22 protein-coding genes are annotated in these 18,706 nt (G+C 64.1%); 12 read left to right on the top strand and 10 right to left on the bottom strand.

Annotation, left to right across the window (positions count from 1 at the left end; all coding sequences use genetic code 11):
• The first annotated feature begins 70 nt into the window (after nucleotides 1–70).
• Nucleotides 71–277: a 4-oxalocrotonate tautomerase family protein gene (locus FJ426_RS22915; protein WP_013892236.1), complete on the top strand. Its 207-nt coding sequence runs from the start codon at nucleotides 71–73 to the stop codon at nucleotides 275–277.
• A 3-nt stretch (nucleotides 278–280) separates the two neighbouring features.
• Here the strand turns inward: FJ426_RS22915 and FJ426_RS22910 are convergent, their stop codons facing one another.
• The 8 genes from FJ426_RS22910 to FJ426_RS22875 all read right to left on the bottom strand — a co-directional run bounded on the left by FJ426_RS22910 (nucleotide 281) and on the right by FJ426_RS22875 (nucleotide 7,610).
• Nucleotides 281–811 (bottom strand): NADPH-dependent FMN reductase, encoded by a 531-nt coding sequence (locus FJ426_RS22910; protein WP_140524976.1) that lies wholly within the window; start codon nucleotides 809–811, stop codon nucleotides 281–283.
• Nucleotides 812–841: 30 nt separating this feature from the next.
• Nucleotides 842–1,462: a pyridoxamine 5'-phosphate oxidase family protein gene (locus tag FJ426_RS22905; RefSeq protein ID WP_140559285.1), complete on the bottom strand. Its 621-nt coding sequence runs from the start codon at nucleotides 1,460–1,462 to the stop codon at nucleotides 842–844.
• Between the two features lie 24 nt (nucleotides 1,463–1,486).
• Nucleotides 1,487–2,161 carry a septation protein A gene (locus FJ426_RS22900; protein ID WP_140559284.1) on the bottom strand — a complete coding sequence of 225 codons (675 nt, stop codon included), beginning with the start codon at nucleotides 2,159–2,161 and terminating at the stop codon, nucleotides 1,487–1,489.
• Nucleotides 2,162–2,212: 51 nt separating this feature from the next.
• Complete coding sequence (gene ftsY / locus FJ426_RS22895; protein ID WP_140559283.1) at nucleotides 2,213–4,045, bottom strand: signal recognition particle-docking protein FtsY; 1,833 nt, start codon at nucleotides 4,043–4,045, stop codon at nucleotides 2,213–2,215.
• A 12-nt stretch (nucleotides 4,046–4,057) separates the two neighbouring features.
• On the bottom strand, nucleotides 4,058–5,383 hold the full coding sequence (gene mtaB / locus FJ426_RS22890; RefSeq protein ID WP_140559282.1) for a tRNA (N(6)-L-threonylcarbamoyladenosine(37)-C(2))-methylthiotransferase MtaB: 1,326 nt from the start codon (nucleotides 5,381–5,383) through the stop codon (nucleotides 4,058–4,060).
• Entirely contained in the window at nucleotides 5,383–6,267 is an 885-nt protein-coding gene (dapF, locus tag FJ426_RS22885) for a diaminopimelate epimerase (protein WP_140518073.1), read from the bottom strand. The genes mtaB and dapF overlap by 1 nt, the downstream gene beginning before the upstream one ends.
• A 72-nt stretch (nucleotides 6,268–6,339) precedes the next feature.
• A complete protein-coding gene (locus FJ426_RS22880) occupies nucleotides 6,340–6,501 on the bottom strand; it encodes a DUF1328 family protein (protein ID WP_140518074.1) in 162 nt (53 codons plus the stop codon).
• A gap of 89 nt (nucleotides 6,502–6,590) precedes the next feature.
• The gene (locus tag FJ426_RS22875; RefSeq protein WP_140559281.1) at nucleotides 6,591–7,610 is read right to left on the bottom strand and encodes an MBL fold metallo-hydrolase; all 1,020 of its coding nucleotides are present in this window, start codon (nucleotides 7,608–7,610) and stop codon (nucleotides 6,591–6,593) included.
• A gap of 129 nt (nucleotides 7,611–7,739) precedes the next feature.
• Between FJ426_RS22875 and FJ426_RS22870 the strand changes: the two genes are divergently transcribed.
• From FJ426_RS22870 to zapE, 3 genes are all read left to right on the top strand, one after another.
• Complete coding sequence (locus FJ426_RS22870; protein WP_140492821.1) at nucleotides 7,740–8,183, top strand: hypothetical protein; 444 nt, start codon at nucleotides 7,740–7,742, stop codon at nucleotides 8,181–8,183.
• Between the two features lie 136 nt (nucleotides 8,184–8,319).
• On the top strand, nucleotides 8,320–8,859 hold the full coding sequence (locus tag FJ426_RS22865) for a protease inhibitor Inh/omp19 family protein (protein WP_140492818.1): 540 nt from the start codon (nucleotides 8,320–8,322) through the stop codon (nucleotides 8,857–8,859).
• Nucleotides 8,860–8,885: 26 nt separating this feature from the next.
• Nucleotides 8,886–10,145 (top strand): cell division protein ZapE, encoded by a 1,260-nt coding sequence (gene zapE, locus FJ426_RS22860; protein ID WP_140559280.1) that lies wholly within the window; start codon nucleotides 8,886–8,888, stop codon nucleotides 10,143–10,145.
• Nucleotides 10,146–10,166: 21 nt separating this feature from the next.
• On the opposite strand, the gene FJ426_RS22855 is transcribed toward zapE, so the two are convergent.
• Both FJ426_RS22855 and FJ426_RS31870 read right to left on the bottom strand, forming a co-directional pair.
• The gene (locus FJ426_RS22855) at nucleotides 10,167–10,466 is read right to left on the bottom strand and encodes a GNAT family N-acetyltransferase (protein WP_246675584.1); all 300 of its coding nucleotides are present in this window, start codon (nucleotides 10,464–10,466) and stop codon (nucleotides 10,167–10,169) included.
• Nucleotides 10,439–10,594, bottom strand: a complete 156-nt coding sequence (locus FJ426_RS31870) for a hypothetical protein (protein WP_246675583.1) — start codon at nucleotides 10,592–10,594, stop codon at nucleotides 10,439–10,441. The genes FJ426_RS22855 and FJ426_RS31870 overlap by 28 nt, the downstream gene beginning before the upstream one ends.
• Nucleotides 10,595–10,830: 236 nt before the next feature.
• Here FJ426_RS31870 and mdh point away from each other — a divergent pair, with 236 nt between their 5' ends.
• The 8 genes from mdh to FJ426_RS22820 all read left to right on the top strand — a co-directional run bounded on the left by mdh (nucleotide 10,831) and on the right by FJ426_RS22820 (nucleotide 18,684).
• Nucleotides 10,831–11,799, top strand: coding sequence for a malate dehydrogenase (gene mdh / locus FJ426_RS22850; RefSeq protein WP_140492808.1), 969 nt, complete (start codon nucleotides 10,831–10,833; stop codon nucleotides 11,797–11,799).
• A gap of 30 nt (nucleotides 11,800–11,829) precedes the next feature.
• Nucleotides 11,830–13,023 (top strand): ADP-forming succinate--CoA ligase subunit beta, encoded by a 1,194-nt coding sequence (gene sucC, locus FJ426_RS22845; protein WP_140492804.1) that lies wholly within the window; start codon nucleotides 11,830–11,832, stop codon nucleotides 13,021–13,023.
• Between the two features lie 4 nt (nucleotides 13,024–13,027).
• Complete coding sequence (locus FJ426_RS22840; protein ID WP_140492802.1) at nucleotides 13,028–13,399, top strand: cupin domain-containing protein; 372 nt, start codon at nucleotides 13,028–13,030, stop codon at nucleotides 13,397–13,399.
• Nucleotides 13,400–13,402: 3 nt separating this feature from the next.
• On the top strand, nucleotides 13,403–13,900 hold the full coding sequence (locus tag FJ426_RS22835) for a DUF1579 family protein (protein ID WP_140492799.1): 498 nt from the start codon (nucleotides 13,403–13,405) through the stop codon (nucleotides 13,898–13,900).
• A gap of 83 nt (nucleotides 13,901–13,983) precedes the next feature.
• The gene (locus FJ426_RS31485; RefSeq protein ID WP_181176985.1) at nucleotides 13,984–14,289 is read left to right on the top strand and encodes a hypothetical protein; all 306 of its coding nucleotides are present in this window, start codon (nucleotides 13,984–13,986) and stop codon (nucleotides 14,287–14,289) included.
• On the top strand, nucleotides 14,216–14,632 hold the full coding sequence (locus FJ426_RS22830) for a PIN domain-containing protein (RefSeq protein WP_033838548.1): 417 nt from the start codon (nucleotides 14,216–14,218) through the stop codon (nucleotides 14,630–14,632). The genes FJ426_RS31485 and FJ426_RS22830 overlap by 74 nt, the downstream gene beginning before the upstream one ends.
• Before the next feature lie 26 nt (nucleotides 14,633–14,658).
• Nucleotides 14,659–15,561 (top strand): succinate--CoA ligase subunit alpha, encoded by a 903-nt coding sequence (gene sucD / locus FJ426_RS22825; protein ID WP_140559278.1) that lies wholly within the window; start codon nucleotides 14,659–14,661, stop codon nucleotides 15,559–15,561.
• 138 nt (nucleotides 15,562–15,699) lie between these two features.
• Nucleotides 15,700–18,684 (top strand): 2-oxoglutarate dehydrogenase E1 component, encoded by a 2,985-nt coding sequence (locus FJ426_RS22820; protein ID WP_140559277.1) that lies wholly within the window; start codon nucleotides 15,700–15,702, stop codon nucleotides 18,682–18,684.
• The last annotated feature ends 22 nt before the right edge of the window (nucleotides 18,685–18,706 follow it).

The raw sequence follows: 18,706 nt of genomic DNA, 5'->3' as shown, positions 1-18,706 counted from the left end.
CGCTCTACATGGTCCGGCTGATGGTGAACGGCGCCAAGACCTACTGAGCTGAATTAAAGGGAGGATCGTCATGCCATTCGTCAACATCCGCATCGTCAAGGAAGTGATCGCCGCCGATCCGGCCGGCAAGAAAGCCGACATCGCCAAAAAAGTCACGGCGGCGATCATGGACGCCACCGGGCTCGGCAATGACGATGTCTGGGTGGTCTTCGAGGAGGTCAACGCCCGCGACTGGTACGTCGGCAAGACCGATGTCGAGACGCTGAGAAAAGGGTAGGCGCTAACGCGCGCGAATGAAATCCGCGAAAGCGGACAACGCATCGCGCGTTGCCAACGCGTTCGCCTGCTCCCCCAGGACGGCCTCCACCTCAGCTGGCTTCTTGCCGAGCAGCCCGATCTCCAGCCCGCCGTCATAAAGCGCGAAGGACATGGTGCGCATGATCTCCGCCAATGCGGCGCGGGCATAGAGCGAGCGCGGCGAGGCGTGCACCAGCATGGCCGGCTTGTCGACGGCGGCATCGCGCGACACCAGCCAGTCGAGCGCATTCTTCAGGCCGCCCGGCACGCCATGCGCATATTCCGGGCATGAGATGATGACGCCGTCGGCGGCGGTGACGGCATCGATCAGCCTGGACGCTTCGGACGGCGTCCGCTCACCCTCGTCGTCGGGGTTGAAGATCGGCAGCAGGCCGAGTCCTTCATGGATGGCGACGCGGCAGCCCTCTGGCGCGTTCCACGCCAGTGCCGCGACCAGGGCCGAATTGGTGGAGGCCGCCCGCAGGCTGCCGGAAATGGCAAGGAGGTTCAGCAAGGCGACGCTCTGACGAATCTTCCGCGCACGCTACCACATCGTCTGCTTGTATTCGTCGTCCAGCCAGCGGTCGGTCGCCTCGGCCGAATCGGCGAGCGCCAGTTGGTCGCGCAGGATCTGACCGAGCGTCGGCAGCGTGGCGCGATCGTGCCAGCTCTCCGGCTTCCAAAGCTCGGAGCGCATGAAGGCCTTGGCGCAATGCATGTAGGCGGCCTTGACGGCGACCACGACGACGCTCTGCGGCTCCTTGCCGTCGACGGCCAGCCGTTCGCGCAAAGCGGCGTCGACGGTGATGCGGGCGTCGCCATTGACGCGCAGCGTCTCGTTCATGCCGGGAATGAGGAACAGCAGCCCGACCGACGGATTGAGCAGGATGTTCTCCAGCGTATCCAGCCGGTTGTTGCCGGGCCGGTCGGGGATGGCGATGGTCCTGTCGTCAAGCACGGCGGCGAATCCTGGCTTGTCGCCTTTGGGCGTCACATCGGCATTGCCTTCGCCGTCGGAGGAGCCGATCAGCACGAAGGGGCTCTTGCCGATGAAGGAGCGGCAATGGCCGTCCAGCGCCTTCGATTCTTTGCGGATCGAACCATCCGTCGGACGCGGCGTCTTGTAGATCGTCCGCAGCTCTTCGCGCGTGGTGACGAATTCCATGGCACTCCCCCCAATTTGCAGGCCTTACTTGCCGGCCTTCTCTTCGCCGCCGGTCTTGTCGTCCAGCGAATGGCGCAGGATCAGCGGCATCTGGCTGAAGGTGAACAGAAGCGTGATCGGCATGATGCCCCAGACCTTGAAGGTAACCCAGGCATCGGTCGAAAAATTCCGCCACACCACCTCGTTGACGAGGGCCAGGAACAGGAAGAACAGGCCCCAGCGAAAGGTGAGTTTTCTCCAGCCCTCGGCATCGAGCCTGAAGGCGGAATTGAAGACGTAGCCGAGCAGAGATCTGCCGAAGAACAGCCCACCGAGCAACACGCCGCCGAACAGCGTGTTGACGATGGTCGGCTTCATCTTGATGAAGATGTCGTCCTGCAGGTAGAGCGTCAACGCGCCGAAGATGAAGACGACGACGCCCGACACCATCGGCATGATCGGCAGGGTGCGGGTGAGCAGCCAGGACGCGACCAGCGCGATCGCGGTGGCGGCCATGAACAGGCCGGTGGCGACGAAGATCGGGCCGCCGAATTCCGCCAGCGCCGGGAATTTCTGCGTCAGCCATTCGCCTCGCGCATTGGCGAAAAAGAACACCAGCAGCGGCCCTAGCTCGAGAACGAGCTTGAGCAGCGGGTTGACGCCTTCCTTCTTCTCTTTCTGCGGGTCGGACGGATCGCGTTCGAGAATGGGTGGGTTCATATCTTCCTTCTTACGCACGATCCGGTTGAAGCAACTTCCGGGATCATGCCGTTAGGCAACGCCAGCGATCGCCCTGGCGAATTCGCTTGCCGAGAACGGTTCGAGGTCGTCAACCTGTTCGCCGACGCCGATGAAATAGACCGGCAATCTGTGTTTTGCCGCGATCGCCACCAGAATACCGCCACGCGCCGTCCCGTCCAGCTTGGTCATCACCAGGCCGTTGACGCCGGCGATGTTGCGGAAGATCTCCACCTGGTTGAGCGCGTTCTGGCCGGTGGTGGCGTCGACCGTCTGCAGCACGGTGTGCGGCGCTTCCGGATCGAGCTTGCCCAGCACGCGCACGATCTTCTCGAGTTCCGCCATCAGCTCGGCCTTGTTCTGCAGGCGGCCGGCGGTATCGATGATCAGCACGTCGGAGCCTGCTTCCTTCGCCTTCTCGAAAGCATCGTAGGCGAGGCCGGCGGCATCGGCGCCGAGCTTGGAGGCGATGACCGGCGATTTCGTCCGCTCGCCCCAGATCTTGAGCTGCTCGATGGCGGCGGCTCGGAAGGTGTCGCCGGCGGCCAGCATCACCGACAGGCCGCCATCGGTCAGTTTGGCCGCCAGCTTGCCGATGGTCGTGGTCTTGCCGGTGCCGTTGACGCCGACCACCAGGATGACATGCGGTTTGTGGCTGAGGTCGAGTTCCAGCGGCAGGGCGACGGGGGTCAGCACCTTCTCGACCTCCTGCGCCATCACGGTGCGGACCTCGGCGTCGGAGACATCCTTGCCGTAGCGGCTGGCGGCCAGCGAATCGGTGACGCGCAAGGCGGTCTCCAGCCCGAGATCGGCGCGGATCAGCACGTCCTCCAGGTCCTGCAGCGTGTCGTCGTCGAGCTTGCGCTTGGTGAAGACGCCGGCAATGTTGCCCGACAATTCGCGCGAGGAACGGGCAAGCCCGTCCCGCATGCGCTGGAACCAGGAGCGCCGCGGCGCCGGCGCCGGCGCCTTCTGCGGCTCGGCCTTCTGCTCCACTTTTTTGGCGACCGTCACCTTGACGGGAGCGGGCGTGGGCTTCGGCGGCGCGGGAACTGCCTCAGGTTCCGGCGCGATCTCGGCGCGCACAGGCTGCGGCTCGATCGGCGCAGGCTGGCGAATTGGCGGCGAGATTTCGGCGGCAGTTTCGGCACTGGGTGCCAGGTTCTCGACAGGCTGGCGCCCCTCACCCTTACCCTCTCCCCATGAAGGACGGAGAGAGGGAGGCGTTGGCGATGGAACTTCTTCCTTCTCCCCGTCACTATACGGGGAGAAGGCGCCGGCAGGCGGATGAGGGGGGGCGCCGGCCTGTGACGGCTGCGCCGAAGACGGTGTCGTAGGAATCTCGATTGGCGCCGGCGTCTCGACCGGAACTTCGGCGGGCGTCGGTACTTCGGCGGGTGCCGGTTCCGGCAGCTGCTCCGGGCGCGACGGGACAATTTCCGGCTCGGCGGGCGCTGGCGGCGGTACCTCCTGCGGCCGCGGTTCGGGCGCAGGCTCCGGAATGGCCGGAGGTGTCGGAACTTCCTCAGGTGCCGGCGGCTCCGGGCGCTCGGGCGTCGGTGCCGGTTCCTCCTCCGGCCGCGGCTCCGGCAGCGGTTCCGGCTCGGGCGGAACAGTCGGCTCCGGCACCGGCGGAATGGCCGGGGCAGGCTCGGGTGTCGGCTCCTCGGGCGGCGCGGGCTCGACGGGAGGCTGAGCCTGGGTCTCCTCCCGCTTCAGGAATTCCGGAACGGCCTGCTCGGCCGCCGGCTTCAGCGTGTCGAGCTGATCCCATTTGATCGGCGGCAGCGGGGCGGTCTCGTCGACGCGCTCCTCGACGACCTCCTTCTTGCCGAACGAAAATATCTTCTTGAAGAACCCGGCCATCTCTTGCGTTTCTCAGGCGGCGCGGGCGGCAAGCGGGGCCGCGATCAGCCGGGCGCCGTCATGACCGGTGACTGTTGCTTCGACGATCTCGCCCGGCGCGCCGGTGGCGAGCGCGGCGAGCGTAAACCCTTCGGTGCGGCCGAGCCCGTCGCGCTCGATCAGGATCGACTGGCGCGTTCCGGAGAGCGACGACAGATGGCGGCGATATGCGGTCTCGCCGGCGGCGCGCAGGCGGGCTGCCCGCTGCTTGACCACTTCGCGGCGGACCTGCGGCATGCGCGCGGCGGGCGTGCCTTCGCGCGGCGAAAACGGAAAGACGTGCAGGTGGGTCAGCCCGCATTCCTCGACGATCTTTGCCGAATTTTCGAACATCGCCTCCGTCTCGGTCGGGAAGCCGGCGATGATGTCGGCGCCGAAGACGACGTCAGGGCGCAGCTTGCGCACGTCTTCGCAGAAGCGGATCGACTGATCGCGCAGATGCCGACGCTTCATGCGCTTCAAAATCATGTCATCGCCGGATTGCAGCGACAGATGCAGATGCGGCATCAGCCGCGGCTCGGTGGCGATGGCGTCGAGCAAATCGTCGTCGGCCTCGATGGAATCGATGGAGGAGAGGCGCAGGCGCTTCACGTCCGGCACCTGGCGCAGGATCGTCTTCACCAGCCTGCCGAGTTTCGGCGCACCCGGCAGGTCGGCGCCGAAACTGGTCATGTCGACGCCGGTCAGCACGATCTCGGCATAGCCGTTGCCGGTGAGCCGCTTGACCTGTTCGACCACGGCGCCCATCGGCACCGAGCGTGAATTGCCGCGGCCATAGGGGATGATGCAGAAGGTGCAGCGGTGGTCGCAGCCATTCTGCACCTGCACGAAGGCGCGTGCCCTGCCCTCGATGGCATCGACCATATGGCCGGCGGTCTCGCGTACGGAGAAGATGTCGTTGACGCGCGCCTTCTCGCTGTCGTTGACGCCGAAATCCGGCAGCGCGCGATAGGAATTGGCCTTCAGCTTCTCCTCATTGCCAAGGACGAGATCGACCTCGTCCATGGCCGCGAAATTCTGCGGCTCGGTCTGCGCCGCGCAGCCGGTGACGATGATGCGAGCTTCGGGGTTGTCGCGGCGCGCCTTGCGGATCGCCTGTTTGGCCTGGCGGACCGCTTCGCCGGTGACGGCGCAGGTGTTGAAGATGACGGCGCCGCCAGCCAGCCCACCGAGGCCCGCAGTTTCGGCCTCGCGCCGCATCACCTCGGATTCATAGGTGTTCAGCCGGCAGCCGAAGGTCACCAGTTCGATGCGATTGGGGCCCTTCCCCACATCGCCATCCTTGAAAGGAGCGGGCATCAGGCCGCGCTTTCGGTGTCGCGCGCCCAGGCGCCGCTCGAGGGATCGAAGCTGCCGGAAAACTCCCATTCGGCCGCACCGGTCAGGATGACATGGTCGTTTTCAAGCCATTCGACGTGCAGCGAGCCGCCGCCGGGGGTCAGTAGATTGACGCTGCGCCCGGTGCGCCGGGTGCGGGCCGCAGCCACGACGGCGGCGCAGGATGCCGTGCCGCAAGCCTTGGTCAGGCCGGCGCCGCGTTCCCAGGTGCGGATGATCATGCTGTCGGGCGAGGTCACCTGCGCGATGGTGATGTTGGCGCGCTCGGGGAAGATCGGATGGTTTTCGAGCAGCGGTCCGAAGCGGTCGAGTTCGTAGGACCAGACGTCGCGGTCGACCCAGAAGATGGCATGCGGATTGCCCATGGAGACGACCGAGGGCGAATGCAGCACCGGGGCGTCGATCGGGCCGACCTGCAATTCGATCATGCGGGTATCGCGAAACTCCTCAGCGAGCGGAATGTCCCGCCAGCCGAAGCGCGGCGTGCCCATGTCGACCGAGATCGAGCCGTCGGCATGTTCCTGCGCGTTGAGGATTCCGGCGACGGTCTCGAAGGTGAATGTCTTTTGTCCGGTCTCGGCCGCCAGCGCCTGGACGACGCAGCGCATGCCGTTGCCGCAGGCCTGCGCGCCCGAGCCGTCCGAATTCAATATGTCGATGAAATAGGCCGTACCCGGCGTCCGCGCCTCATGGATCGCCATGATCTGGTCGAACCGCGTCGAGGCATCGGCGTTGAGCGCGATCGCAGCTGTCGGCGTCACCCGGTCGGCACGGCCGCGCATGTCGGCAACGATGATCTCGTTGCCGATGCCGTTCATCTTGGCGAAAGGGGCGGTGCCTGCCATTTCTTCCGGTCATTCCGTACTGTTTGCCGCTATATGGCGGAAAAGGGCGGGAATTACCAGTGCATCGCGCCTTCAGGTGACGGCGAAGACGCCGAGCACGATCAGCAGGAATATGATCAGCACGATACCGATCAGGATGCGCGCGCCGGTGGCGGCCGCACCTGCTAATGCCGGCATGCCGAGCAGGCTCGCAGCGGCGGCGATAATCAGGAGAATGATGATCCATTTAAGCATGGAAATGCCTCGCAAAGCGATAGAAATCGAAGCCCCTTCAACAAACGCGCCGGTGGCGCTCGGGTTCCGCCGGCCGCGGCCGGCCCCGGTCAAAGCGCCGCTTCCTGCGGCACGTCCCAGACCTCACCTGGCCGCAAGGCGCGAAAACGTTCGCGCGGCAGGCCCTCGGCCTCCAGCGCCTCGTCGAGCTTGCGTGCCGGCTCGTCGATCGGTTCGTCGGTGAGCTGGAACGTGCCCCAATGGCAGCCGGCCGCATAGGCGGCGTTGCACAATGTCATGCCTTGCACCGCCTCCTCCGGGTTTTGATGCTGCGAGGCCATGAACCAGCGCGGCTCATAGGCGCCGATCGGCAGGATGGCGAAGCGGAAGCCGCCGTGCTTGTGAGCCATGAGCCGGTAGTTGATGCCGTCATGGAAGCCGGTATCGCCCGCGAAATAGATCCGGCCGGCCGGCGTCTCGATGACGAAGCCGGCCCATAGCGCCATGCGCCGGTCGCGTGTGCCGCGCGCCGACCAGTGATGCGCCGGCTCGACATGGACGGCCACGCCATCGCCGATGTCGACCCTGTCGCCCCAGTCATGCGCCGAGAGCCGCATGCCGGGAACCGCCCCGCCAATCAGGACGTCATTGCCGAACGGGGTCACCACCAGCGGGTCGTGCCTGGCCTTGAGCTGCTTCAGCGTCGCGATGTCGAGATGGTCGTAGTGATTGTGACTGATCAGCACGAGATCGATCGGCGGCAGGTCGGCCAGGGCGATGCCCGGCGCGTTGACGCGTTTCGGCCCGACGAAGGAGAACGGCGAGGCCCGCAGCGACCATACCGGATCGGTGAGGATGTTCAGGCCCGCGGTCTGGACCAGCAGCGTGGAATGACCGACCATGGTCACGGTCAGGCCGGCGCCCTCGACACGTGCGGGCGGCTTTGCCTGCGGAAAGGGACTCGGATTGGTGGCCGGCCATTTCGAGCGTTGGCCATTGAACTGCCATTTCAGCAGATCGGCGAAACGCGCCGGCGGCTGGCCGCCGGGATTGAAGAACAAGGTTCCGTCGAAATGATCGCTGGGCGGGCCGTTATAGTAGCGATTGGCGGCTTTCGGTCTCGCAGCCAATTTGCGACTCCAGTGAATTTCGGTCTGCCAGACATAGCCCTTGTGCCGGCTGGCGCAAGCGTTTGCCGGCCGAATGCCAACGGCCCGGGCGGCCGGCTTGAGTAGGATCGGATTGGGGAGGACGATGCCATGGCGATGAAGCGGACCAGGACACCATGGATGAAGGCCGGGGATTTCGGCCGCTCGCTGGCGCGCGGCATCGGCGTCAACCTGCTGGTGAGCGACATGGCGGCCATGGAAGCCTTCTGCCGCGACGTGCTCGGCGCCGATATCATCTATGCCGACGAGGATTTCGCGGCGATCGAGCTGCTGGGCTCGGTGTTCATGCTGCACGCCGACCATTCCTATCTCGACAATGCCATGACAGGGACGATCGCCGGCGCCGAGACACGCGGCGCCGGCATCGAACTGCGCCTTTACGGCGCCAATCCGGATGCGGTCGAGGCCGCCGCGCGCGATCACGGCCACATCGTGCTGGCCGGAGCGATCGACAAGCCGCACGGCCTGCGCGAGAGCTATGTCGTCGGACCGGACGGCTATATATTCGTGCCGAGCGCTCCGCTGGCCGGATGATAGCGACAAATTTGCAACAATTCTTGGCGCAAACCCTATTTTAACCATATCGGGTTGAAATTTCGCCACCTTCTCCATCTTGGTGGAGGGCGACATTGTGCGGACGGCAGCCCCGCCGGATCCGACGGAGGTTGGAATGACTTTTTCGAAAACAGCCCTGGTGGCCGTATCGCTGGCGGCGCTCGTTGCGAGCGGCTGCTCAACGTCACGGTTTTCCTCGATGGACGACCAGCAGCCGGCGCCGCTGCAGCCGGCGCCGTCCGGTCAGGTGACGGCCAACCAGTTGCCGCCCCCGGCCTCCCCCGGCACCACGGATCCGTCGCAATTCCCGACCGCCCCGCAGAACAGCCAGGTCGCCTCCTTGCCGCCGGACGGTTCGGCGCCGGCGGGTGCGCCGGACCTGACCGCGGCCAGTGTCGCCGGCGTATGGAACGCCAGCGTTTCCGGCCAGAGCTGCAAGGTGGCGACGCCGCAGACCAAATTCGGCGCCGGTTTCCGCGCCGGACCGCTGCATTGCCCGGCGCCGATCGACGGCATCAAGTCATGGAACGTCGCCGGCAAGCAGTTGACGCTTTATGATGAGAATGGCGGCACGCTGGCACGGCTCTATTCCTCGGGCGGCTCGAAATTCGACGGCCAGACTTCCAATGGCCTGCCGATCTCGCTTACAAGGTAGCCAATCCCTCGACAACGACGTGACCTATGCATCTGCGTGACGGCCTCCAGACCCATGTGACCGTCAGGCAGCGTTACGACCATCTGGTCGACACCGGTGCCATCGAGCGCGATCCGGCGCAGGAGCGGATCGTCACCGCTCTCGACTGGCTGATATCAGAGATTTCGGTGAAGCGGCTGGCGCACAAATCGAGCGCGCTTGGCTGGCTCTTCGCCCGAAGGCGCGAGACGCACGAGGCGGTCAAGGGCCTCTACATCCATGGCGGCGTCGGCCGCGGCAAGACCATGTTGATGGACTTGTTCTTCGAGCTGCTGCCGGTGCGGCGCAAGCGCCGCGTGCATTTCAACGACTTCATGGCCGAGGTGCAGGACCGCATCCAGAAGCACCGGCAGGAGCGCAAGGACGGCACGGTGAGGGAAGACGATCCGATTCCGCCGGTGGCGCGGGCGCTTGCCGAACAGGCCTGGGTACTGTGTTTCGACGAGTTCTCGGTCACCGACATCGCCGATGCGATGATCCTGTCCCGGCTGTTTTCGGCGCTGTTCGCCAGCGGCGTGGTGCTGGTGGCGACGTCGAACGTAGCGCCGGAGAACCTCTATCGCGACGGGCTGAACCGTCAGCTTTTCCTGCCCTTCATCGGCATATTGGAACGGCATGCACAGGTGCTCTCGCTCGATGCCGACAAGGACTATCGGCTGGAGAAGCTTGCCCGTACGCCGGTCTATGTGACGCCCGCCGATGCGGCGGCCGATGAGGCGCTGGACGCGGCTTGGCAAACGATGACGCGCGGCGCGCCGACGGCCGAGGCGTCGCTTGCCGTCAAGGGCCGGCAGCTGGCCGTTCCGCGCGCCGCCGGCGACGCGGCGCGTTTTTCCTTCGCCGATCTGTGCGAGAAGCCGCTCGGCGCGCGCGACTATCTGGCCCTTGCCGACCGCTTCTCGACCATCTTTATCGACCACATTCCGGTGCTGGGTGAAGGCCGGCGCAACGAGGCCAAGCGCTTCATCCTGCTGGTCGACACGCTCTACGACCATCACATCAGGCTGGTGGTAAGCGCGGAAGCGCCGCCGCAGCAACTCTATGTGGCCAAGCGCGGCGTCGAGGTGTTCGAGTTCGAACGCACGGCTTCGCGGCTGATCGAGATGCAGAGCCGCGACTGGCTGGAGGATTGGGCGGAGCGGCGGAAGGCGAAGACGACGCCGGAGGCGCGGCAGGCGCCGGCTACGCCGCCTTCGTCCCAGGGCGGAGCGACGCAAAGCGAAGCGCGCACCCTAGGACGAAGATAGGCCGAACTCCTGTCAGCCTCGCTACAGTTGATAAACATACATGAGGAAGCTCTCTGCTGACTCGTGCGCCTCCTCGCGCGACTCGTAAAGCGCGCGGGCGGCACGGTTGTCCGGCTCGGTGCCGACCCAGGCTTCTTCGCAGCCATTCTCCCTGCCGATCGCAAACATCGCGTCGAGCATCTTTCGCGCGATGCCCTGGCGCTGGAAGGCCGGCGATACGCCGACCTCGTCGATGTAGAGCTCCGTCGCCTTGTCGGGATGACGGTGAATGATGGCGGCGCATTGACCGACGGTCACGCCGTCGGCGAGCGCCACGACCATGAAGTGCCGGGTTCCCTGAGATAGACTGCCAATCGATCTGGCCTGACCGGTTCGTCGAACACATCCTCGGCGACCCGCATCACAAGGGCGTCATTGCCGGCATCAAGTCTTACGATCTCCATCTTCATCGTGTAGATTTTCCCCAGTCGAGTTTTCAAACTTTTACGTTTACGTAATTCCCGGTCACTCTAACCGATTGAAAACGCTCGCTCCAAAATAATCGTTTGAATTTACGCGGCGCCGGGGCTATTGGGTGCGGCGAAATCTCGCGGGATCCCCGCAGCATTCCGGTCTCTTCCTCGACGCCGTCATCAGATCGTCAGCGATTTGAGCGACATCACGAACAAAGGGAAACTATCCTGACATGGCACGCAACAAGATAGCGCTTATCGGCTCTGGCATGATCGGCGGCACGCTCGCTCACATGATCGGCCTCAAGGACCTCGGCGACGTGGTTCTGTTCGATATTGCCGAAGGCATCCCGCAGGGCAAGGGGCTCGATATTGCGCAATCGTCGCCGGTCGACGGGTTCGATTCCAGGCTGACCGGCGTCAACGACTATGCCGGGATCGAAGGGGCGGACGTCTGCATCGTCACCGCCGGCGTGCCGCGCAAGCCGGGCATGAGCCGCGACGATCTGCTCGGCATCAACCTCAAGGTCATGGAACAGGTCGGCGCCGGCCTGAAGAAGTACGCGCCGAAGGCCTTCGTCATCTGCATCACCAATCCGCTGGATGCGATGGTCTGGGCGCTGCAGAAGTTTTCCGGCCTGCCCAACACCCATGTCGTGGGCATGGCCGGCGTGCTTGACAGCGCTCGCTTCCGCTATTTCCTGGCCGAGGAGTTCAAGGTCTCGGTCGAGGACGTCACCGCCTTCGTGCTCGGCGGCCATGGCGATTCCATGGTGCCGATGATCCGCTATTCGACGGTTGCAGGCATTCCTCTGCCCGATCTCGTCAAGATGGGCTGGACCTCGAAGGAGAAGCTCGACCAAATCGTGCAGCGCACCCGCGACGGCGGCGCCGAGATCGTCGGCCTGTTGAAGACCGGCTCGGCCTATTATGCGCCGGCCGCATCGGCGATCTCGATGGCCGAAGCCTATCTCAAGGACAAGAAGCGTGTGCTGCCTTGCGCGGCTCATCTTTCCGGCCAGTATGGCGTGAAGAACACCTATGTCGGCGTTCCCGTGGTGATCGGCGCCGGTGGCGTCGAGCGCGTCATCGAGATCGAGCTTTCCAAGCCAGAGCAGAAGATGTTCGATAGCTCGGTGGCGGCGGTGCAGGGCCTGACCGAGGCCTGCGTCAAGATCGCGCCGCAACTCGCCTCGAAGTGAACCCCAGTAGCTGATCCGGAGACGATCCAGATGAACATCCATGAATATCAGGGCAAGGCGCTGCTGAAGGGCTTTGGCGCGCCGGTGGCCCAAGGCGTGCCGGTGTTCAAGGCGGATGAGGCGGAAGCCGCCGCCAAGGCGCTGCCCGGCCCGCTCTATGTGGTGAAGAGCCAGATCCATGCCGGCGGCCGCGGCAAGGGCAAGTTCAAGGAGCTCGGGCCTGACGCCAAGGGCGGCGTGCGGCTGGCCAAGTCGGTCGCCGACGTCGTCGCCAACGCCAACGAGATGCTCGGCCACACGCTGGTGACCAAGCAAACCGGCCCGGCCGGCAAGCAGGTCAACCGGCTCTATATCGAGGATGGCGCCGACATCGAGCGCGAGCTCTATCTGTCTGTTCTGGTCGACCGTTCGGTCGGCCGCATCGCCTTCGTCGTCTCGACCGAAGGCGGCATGGACATCGAGGCGGTCGCCCACGACACGCCGGAAAAGATCATCACCGTCGCCATCGATCCGGAAAAGGGCGTTACCGCGGATGACGTGAAGAAACTCAATGGCGCGCTGAAGCTCGACGGCGATGCTGCCAGGGACGGCGGCACGCTGTTCCCGATCCTCTACAAGGCCTTCGTCGAGAAGGACATGAGCCTGCTCGAGGTCAATCCCCTGATCGTCATGAAGAACGGCCGGCTGCGCGTCCTCGACGCCAAGGTGTCGTTCGACAACAACGCGCTGTTTCGCCATCCGGATGTGCTCGAGCTGCGCGACACCACCGAAGAGGACGAGAAGGAGATCGAGGCGTCGAAATACGACCTCGCCTATGTCGCGCTCGACGGCAATATCGGCTGCATGGTCAATGGCGCCGGCCTCGCCATGGCGACGATGGACATCATCAAGCTCTACGGCGCCGAGCCGGCCAACTTTCTCGATGTCGGCGGCGGCGCGTCGAAAGAAAAGGTGACGGCGGCCTTCAAGATCATCACCAGGGATCCGGCGGTCAAGGGCATCCTGATCAACATCTTCGGCGGCATCATGAAATGCGACATCATCGCCGAGGGCGTCATCGCCGCGGTCAAGGAAGTGGGCCTGAAAGTGCCGCTGGTCGTGCGCCTGGAAGGCACCAATGCCGAACTCGGCAAGAAGATCATCAACGACAGCGGCCTCAACGTCGTGTCGGCCGACGATCTTGACGACGCCGCCAAGAAGATCGTGGCGGCGGTGAAGGGCTGATCAAGTGCCTCCACGCAAGATAAACCTCGTCGAGGCTGCGGATGCGAAGATCGCGGATGTCTTCGATCCGCATATCGCCGGCGACGTCAATGACAGCCAGGCGAAGGTCGCCAAGTTCGGCGCGGTTTTCGACTGGCACGCCCATGACAACGAAGACGAAGCCTTCCTCGTGCTGCGCGGTCGCATCGCCATCGATTTCCGCGACGGTCCGGTCGAGCTCGGCGAAGGCGACTTCATCGTCGTGCCGCGCGGCGTCGAGCACCGGCCGCGTTCGCTGACACCGGAACCTGTGGTGCTGATGTTCGAGCCGGCGACGACGCTCAACACCGGCAACGCCAAGAGCGATCTCACCGTCACCGACCTGAAGCGGCTCTGAACCATGAACGCGGCCTCCTTCTCCTCGCTCTCGCCCGATCACCAGCGCCTGCAGGCGCTGGTCGGCGCGTGGCGCGGCGAGGAAGAGGTCGCGGACACACAATGGGCCGATGGCGGCTCAGCGACTTCGGAAGTACTGGCAGAGGCACAGTTCGGCGGCCTGTTCGTAGTGCAACGCTATCGCCAGCGCCGCGACGGGACGATTTCGTTCGGCGCGCACAGCGTGTTCGGCTTCGACCGGCAAAACAGCCTTGTCACCATGCATCAGTTCGATTCGATGGGCTTTGTGCCGGCCTCGCCGGCCTCCGGCACGTGGGAGGGCAACACACTGACGCTGTTGCGCTCGTCGCCGCGCGGGGCCGCACGCGTGACCTACGCTTTCGACGGCAGCGACAGCTATCGCATGCGACTGCAATTCCAGCCCGTCGGCAGCGACGGCTGGCAAGACATGATGAGCGGCCTTTACCGGCGCGTCCCGCCTTCCGTTTTGGGGGATGGCTGAGCGATGGAGATCCTGGGCAAAGCGGTTGAAGAAAGACACATAATCACACATATATTGGCTGTGTGTTTATGTGGAGACGAGCGATGAGGAACGTCACCCTGGCCATGGACGAGGCCCTGCTCGAGAAGGCGCGAGGCCTTGCCGGACGTCGCAAGACGACGCTCAACGCCCTCATTCGTTCACTGCTTGCGCATGAAGTCGAGCAGGAAGATCGGATTGCCTGGGCCAAGGCGGGAATGAAGCGGCTTATGGACGAGGCCGCGAAACGGAGCGACAGCGCCGACACCCCCTACAAGTGGGATCGAAGGGACGCCTATGCCGACCGGGAAGATCGACTGCTTTCTCGACACGAACGTCCTGATCTACGCGGCTTCGGAGAAGAATCGTGACCCACGTCGCGCGCCAATCGCAGAAGACCTGGTATCGAGCACTGTCTTTGGCGTGTCGGGGCAAACCTTGGCCGAATTCACAGCGGTGGCGCGAGGAAAATCCCTTCTGGGGGATGATCTGCTCGACCAATGGCTGGTCCTCCTCGGCACTTGTCCGCTGGTGCCTGTCGACGAAAGCTATGTTCGCGCAGGACTGGACCTCGCACGCCGCTACGGAATTCACTACTACGACGCCGCGCTTCTTGCCGCGGCCGGATATCTCGGCGCGCCGATTTTCTACACCGAAGATCTCAACCACAACCAGGTTTATGGCTCGGTGCGAGCCGTCAATCCTTTCTTGTAATCGCTGAATTCAGAGGCGTTCCCACCATGTCCATTCTCGTCGACAAGAACACCAAGGTGCTCGTGCAGGGCCTGACCGGCAAGACCGGCACCTTCCACACCGAACAGGCGCTGGCCTATCACGGGACCAAGATGGTCGGCGGCATCCATCCCAAGAAGGGCGGCGAGACCTGGACCGGCGCCAAGGGCGAGAATCTGCCGATCTTCGCCACCGTCGCCGAGGGCAAGGCCAAGACCGGCGCCAACGCTTCCGTCGTCTATGTGCCGCCGGCGGGTGCTGCCGAAGCCATCATCGAGGCCATCGAGGCCGAAATCCCGCTCATCGTCTGCATCACCGAAGGCATTCCCGTCATGGACATGATCAAGGTCAAGGCGCGGCTCGACCGTTCGACGTCGCGGCTGATCGGCCCGAACTGTCCCGGCGTGCTCACCCCCGACGAATGCAAGATCGGCATCATGCCCGGGAACATCTTCCGCAAGGGTTCGGTCGGTGTCGTTTCGCGCTCGGGAACGCTTACCTATGAAGCCGTGTTCCAGACCACCAATGTCGGCCTCGGCCAGACCACCGCCGTCGGCATCGGTGGCGATCCCGTCAAAGGCACCGAATTCATCGACGTGCTCGAAATGTTCCTCGCCGACGACGAGACCAGGTCGATCATCATGATCGGCGAGATCGGCGGCTCGGCCGAGGAAGACGCCGCGCAGTTTCTCAAGGACGAGGCCAAACGCGGCCGCCGCAAGCCGATGGCGGGCTTCATCGCCGGACGCACGGCGCCGGCCGGCCGCACCATGGGCCATGCGGGCGCGGTCATCTCGGGCGGCAAGGGCGGCGCCGAAGACAAGATCGCGGCAATGGAATCGGCCGGGATAAAAGTTTCGCCATCGCCGGCCCGGCTGGGCACGACGCTGGTCGAGGCAATTAAGGGCTAGTGAGTAGTCAATAGTGAGTAGTGAAAAGGGAAGAACGGGTGAGTAGCAGCTGAACGGGAAAGTCTTAATTTTTCCTACTCCTTACTGACTACTCACTATTCCCCTCGAAAGGAGACGGAGCCAGGCTCCGCAGACAAAATGGCACGACAAGATCAGGCCAACGACCAATTTTCGCTCACCTCTTTCCTTTATGGCGGCAATGCCGATTATATAGACGCGCTCTATGCGGCGTATGAGGACGATCCAGCCTCGGTCAATCCCGAATGGCAGGAGTTCTTCGCCGGCCTGAAGGACGATGCCGGGGATGTCCGCAAGAACGCCAAGGGCGCCTCGTGGGCCAAGCCCTCCTGGCCGCTGCAGGCCAATGGCGAGCTGGTGTCGGCGCTCGACGGCAATTGGGGCCTGGTCGAGAAGCACATCGAAAAGAAGGTCAAGGAGAAGGCAGCCGTCAACGGCGCCGTCCCCTCCGACGCCGACGTGCACCAGGCGACGCGCGATTCCGTGCGCGCCATCATGATGATCCGCGCCTATCGCATGCGCGGCCATCTGCACGCCAATCTCGACCCGCTCGGCATCGCCACGCTCGAGGACTACAACGAGCTGTCGCCGGAGAATTACGGCTTCACCGAAGCCGACTACGACCGGCCGATCTTCCTCGACAATGTGCTCGGGCTCGAATTCGGCACCATCCGCCAGATGCTCGACATCCTGACCCGCACCTATTGCTCGACGCTGGGCGTCGAGTTCATGCATATCTCCGATCCGGAAGAGAAAGCGTGGATCCAGGCGCGCATCGAGGGCGCCGACAAGGAGATCTCCTTCACCGCGACCGGCAAGAAGGCGATCCTCCAGAAACTGATCGAGGCCGAGGGCTTCGAGCAGTTCGCCGACGTCAAGTTCAAAGGCACCAAGCGCTTCGGCCTCGACGGCGGCGAAGCGCTGATCCCGGCGCTGGAGCAGATCGTCAAGCGCGGCGGTCAGCTCGGGCTGAAGGAGATCGTGCTCGGCATGGCGCATCGCGGCCGCCTCAACGTACTCTCCCAGGTGATGGCCAAGCCGCACCGCGCCATCTTTCACGAATTCAAGGGCGGCTCGGCCGCACCCGACGACGTCGAGGGCTCCGGCGATGTCAAATACCATCTTGGCGCCTCCTCGGACCGCGAGTTCGACGGCAACAAGGTGCACCTGTCGCTGACCGCCAATCCCTCGCATCTGGAAATCGTCGACCCTGTGGTGATGGGCAAGGCGCGCGCCAAGCAGGATTATCTGTTCGGCCGCGGTCGCGAGGAGATCGTGCCGCTGGAAGAGCGGGCCAAGGTGCTGCCGCTTTTGCTGCATGGCGACGCAGCCTTTGCCGGCCAGGGTGTCATTGCCGAAATCCTCGGCCTATCGGGCCTGCGCGGCCACCGCGTTGCCGGCACATTGCATTTCATCATCAACAACCAGATCGGCTTCACCACCAATCCGCGCTTCTCGCGCTCGTCGCCCTACCCGTCCGACGTCGCGAAGATGATCGAGGCGCCGATCTTCCACGTCAATGGCGACGATCCGGAAGCCGTGGTGCACGCCACCAAGGTGGCGATCGAATTCCGCATGAAATTCCACAAGCCTGTCGTGGTCGACATGTTCTGCTACCGCCGCTTCGGCCACAATGAGGGCGACGAGCCGGCTTTCACGCAGCCGATCATGTACCGCAACATCCGCAACCATAAGACAACGGTGCAGATCTATGCCGACCGGCTGATCGCCGAAGGCCACTTGACTCAGGCCGAGTTCGACAAGCTCAAGGCCGACTGGCGGGAGCATCTGGAATCCGAGTGGGAAGTCGGCCAGCATTACAAGCCCAACAAGGCCGATTGGTTGGATGGCGCCTGGTCGGGCCTGCGTACGGCCGACAACCAGGATGAACAGCGGCGCGGCAAGACCGCGGTGCCGGCCAAGACACTGAAGGAGATCGGCAAGAAGCTGACCGAGGTGCCGAAAGATTTCGAGGCGCACAAGACGATCATCCGCTTCCTCGAAAACCGCCGCCAGGCCATCGAATCCGGCGAAGGCATCGACTGGTCGACGGCCGAGGCGCTGGCCTTCGGCGCCATCCTGCTCGACGGCAACCCGATCCGCCTCTCCGGGCAGGATTCGGAGCGCGGTACCTTCTCGCAGCGCCATTCCGTGCTCTACGACCAGCGCGACGAGACCCGCTACATCCCGCTCAACAATCTGTCGGCGGCGCAGGCCGGCTATGAGGTCATCAACTCAATGCTGTCCGAAGAAGCCGTGCTCGGCTTCGAATATGGCTACAGCCTGGCCGAGCCTAAGGCGCTGACGTTGTGGGAAGCTCAGTTCGGCGACTTCGCCAACGGCGCCCAGGTGGTGTTCGACCAGTTCATATCCAGCGGAGAGCGCAAGTGGCTCCGGATGTCGGGCCTCGTCTGCCTGCTGCCGCATGGCTATGAAGGCCAGGGACCGGAACATTCGTCTGCCCGGCTCGAGCGTTTCCTGCAGCTCTGCGCCGAGGACAACATGCAAGTGGCCAACTGCACGACGCCGGCCAACTACTTCCATATATTGCGCCGGCAGTTGAAGCGCGACTTCCGCAAGCCGCTGATCCTGATGACGCCGAAGTCGCTGCTGCGCCACAAGCGGGCGGTGTCGACGCTGCCGGAAATGTCGGGCGAAAGCTCGTTCCACCGGCTGCTGTGGGACGATGCCCAGCTCTTGCCCAACCAGGCCATCAAGCTGACCAAGGATTCCAAGATCCGCCGTGTCGTGCTGTGCTCGGGCAAGGTCTATTACGACCTCTACGAGGAGCGCGAGAAACGCGGCATCAACGACATCTATCTGCTGCGTGTCGAACAACTCTACCCGTTCCCGGCCAAGGCGCTGATCACCGAATTGTCGCGCTTCCGCAATGCCGAAATGGTGTGGTGCCAGGAGGAGCCCAAGAACATGGGCGCATGGTCGTTCATCGACCCGTATCTGGAATGGGTGCTGGCGCATATCGACGCCAAGCACCAGCGGGTGCGCTACACCGGCCGGCCGGCAGCCGCCTCGCCGGCGACCGGGCTTATGTCCAAGCACCTCGCCCAGCTCGCCGCCTTGCTCGAAGATGCGCTCGGCGAGTAGGCAGAATTGGGCGAATAGAACA

Source organism: Mesorhizobium sp. B2-6-4 (assembly GCF_006441495.1).
Lineage (GTDB): Bacteria > Pseudomonadota > Alphaproteobacteria > Rhizobiales > Rhizobiaceae > Mesorhizobium.
The sequence above is the reverse complement of the archived record's forward strand: the minus strand, read 5'-3'. Positions and strand labels throughout refer to the sequence as shown.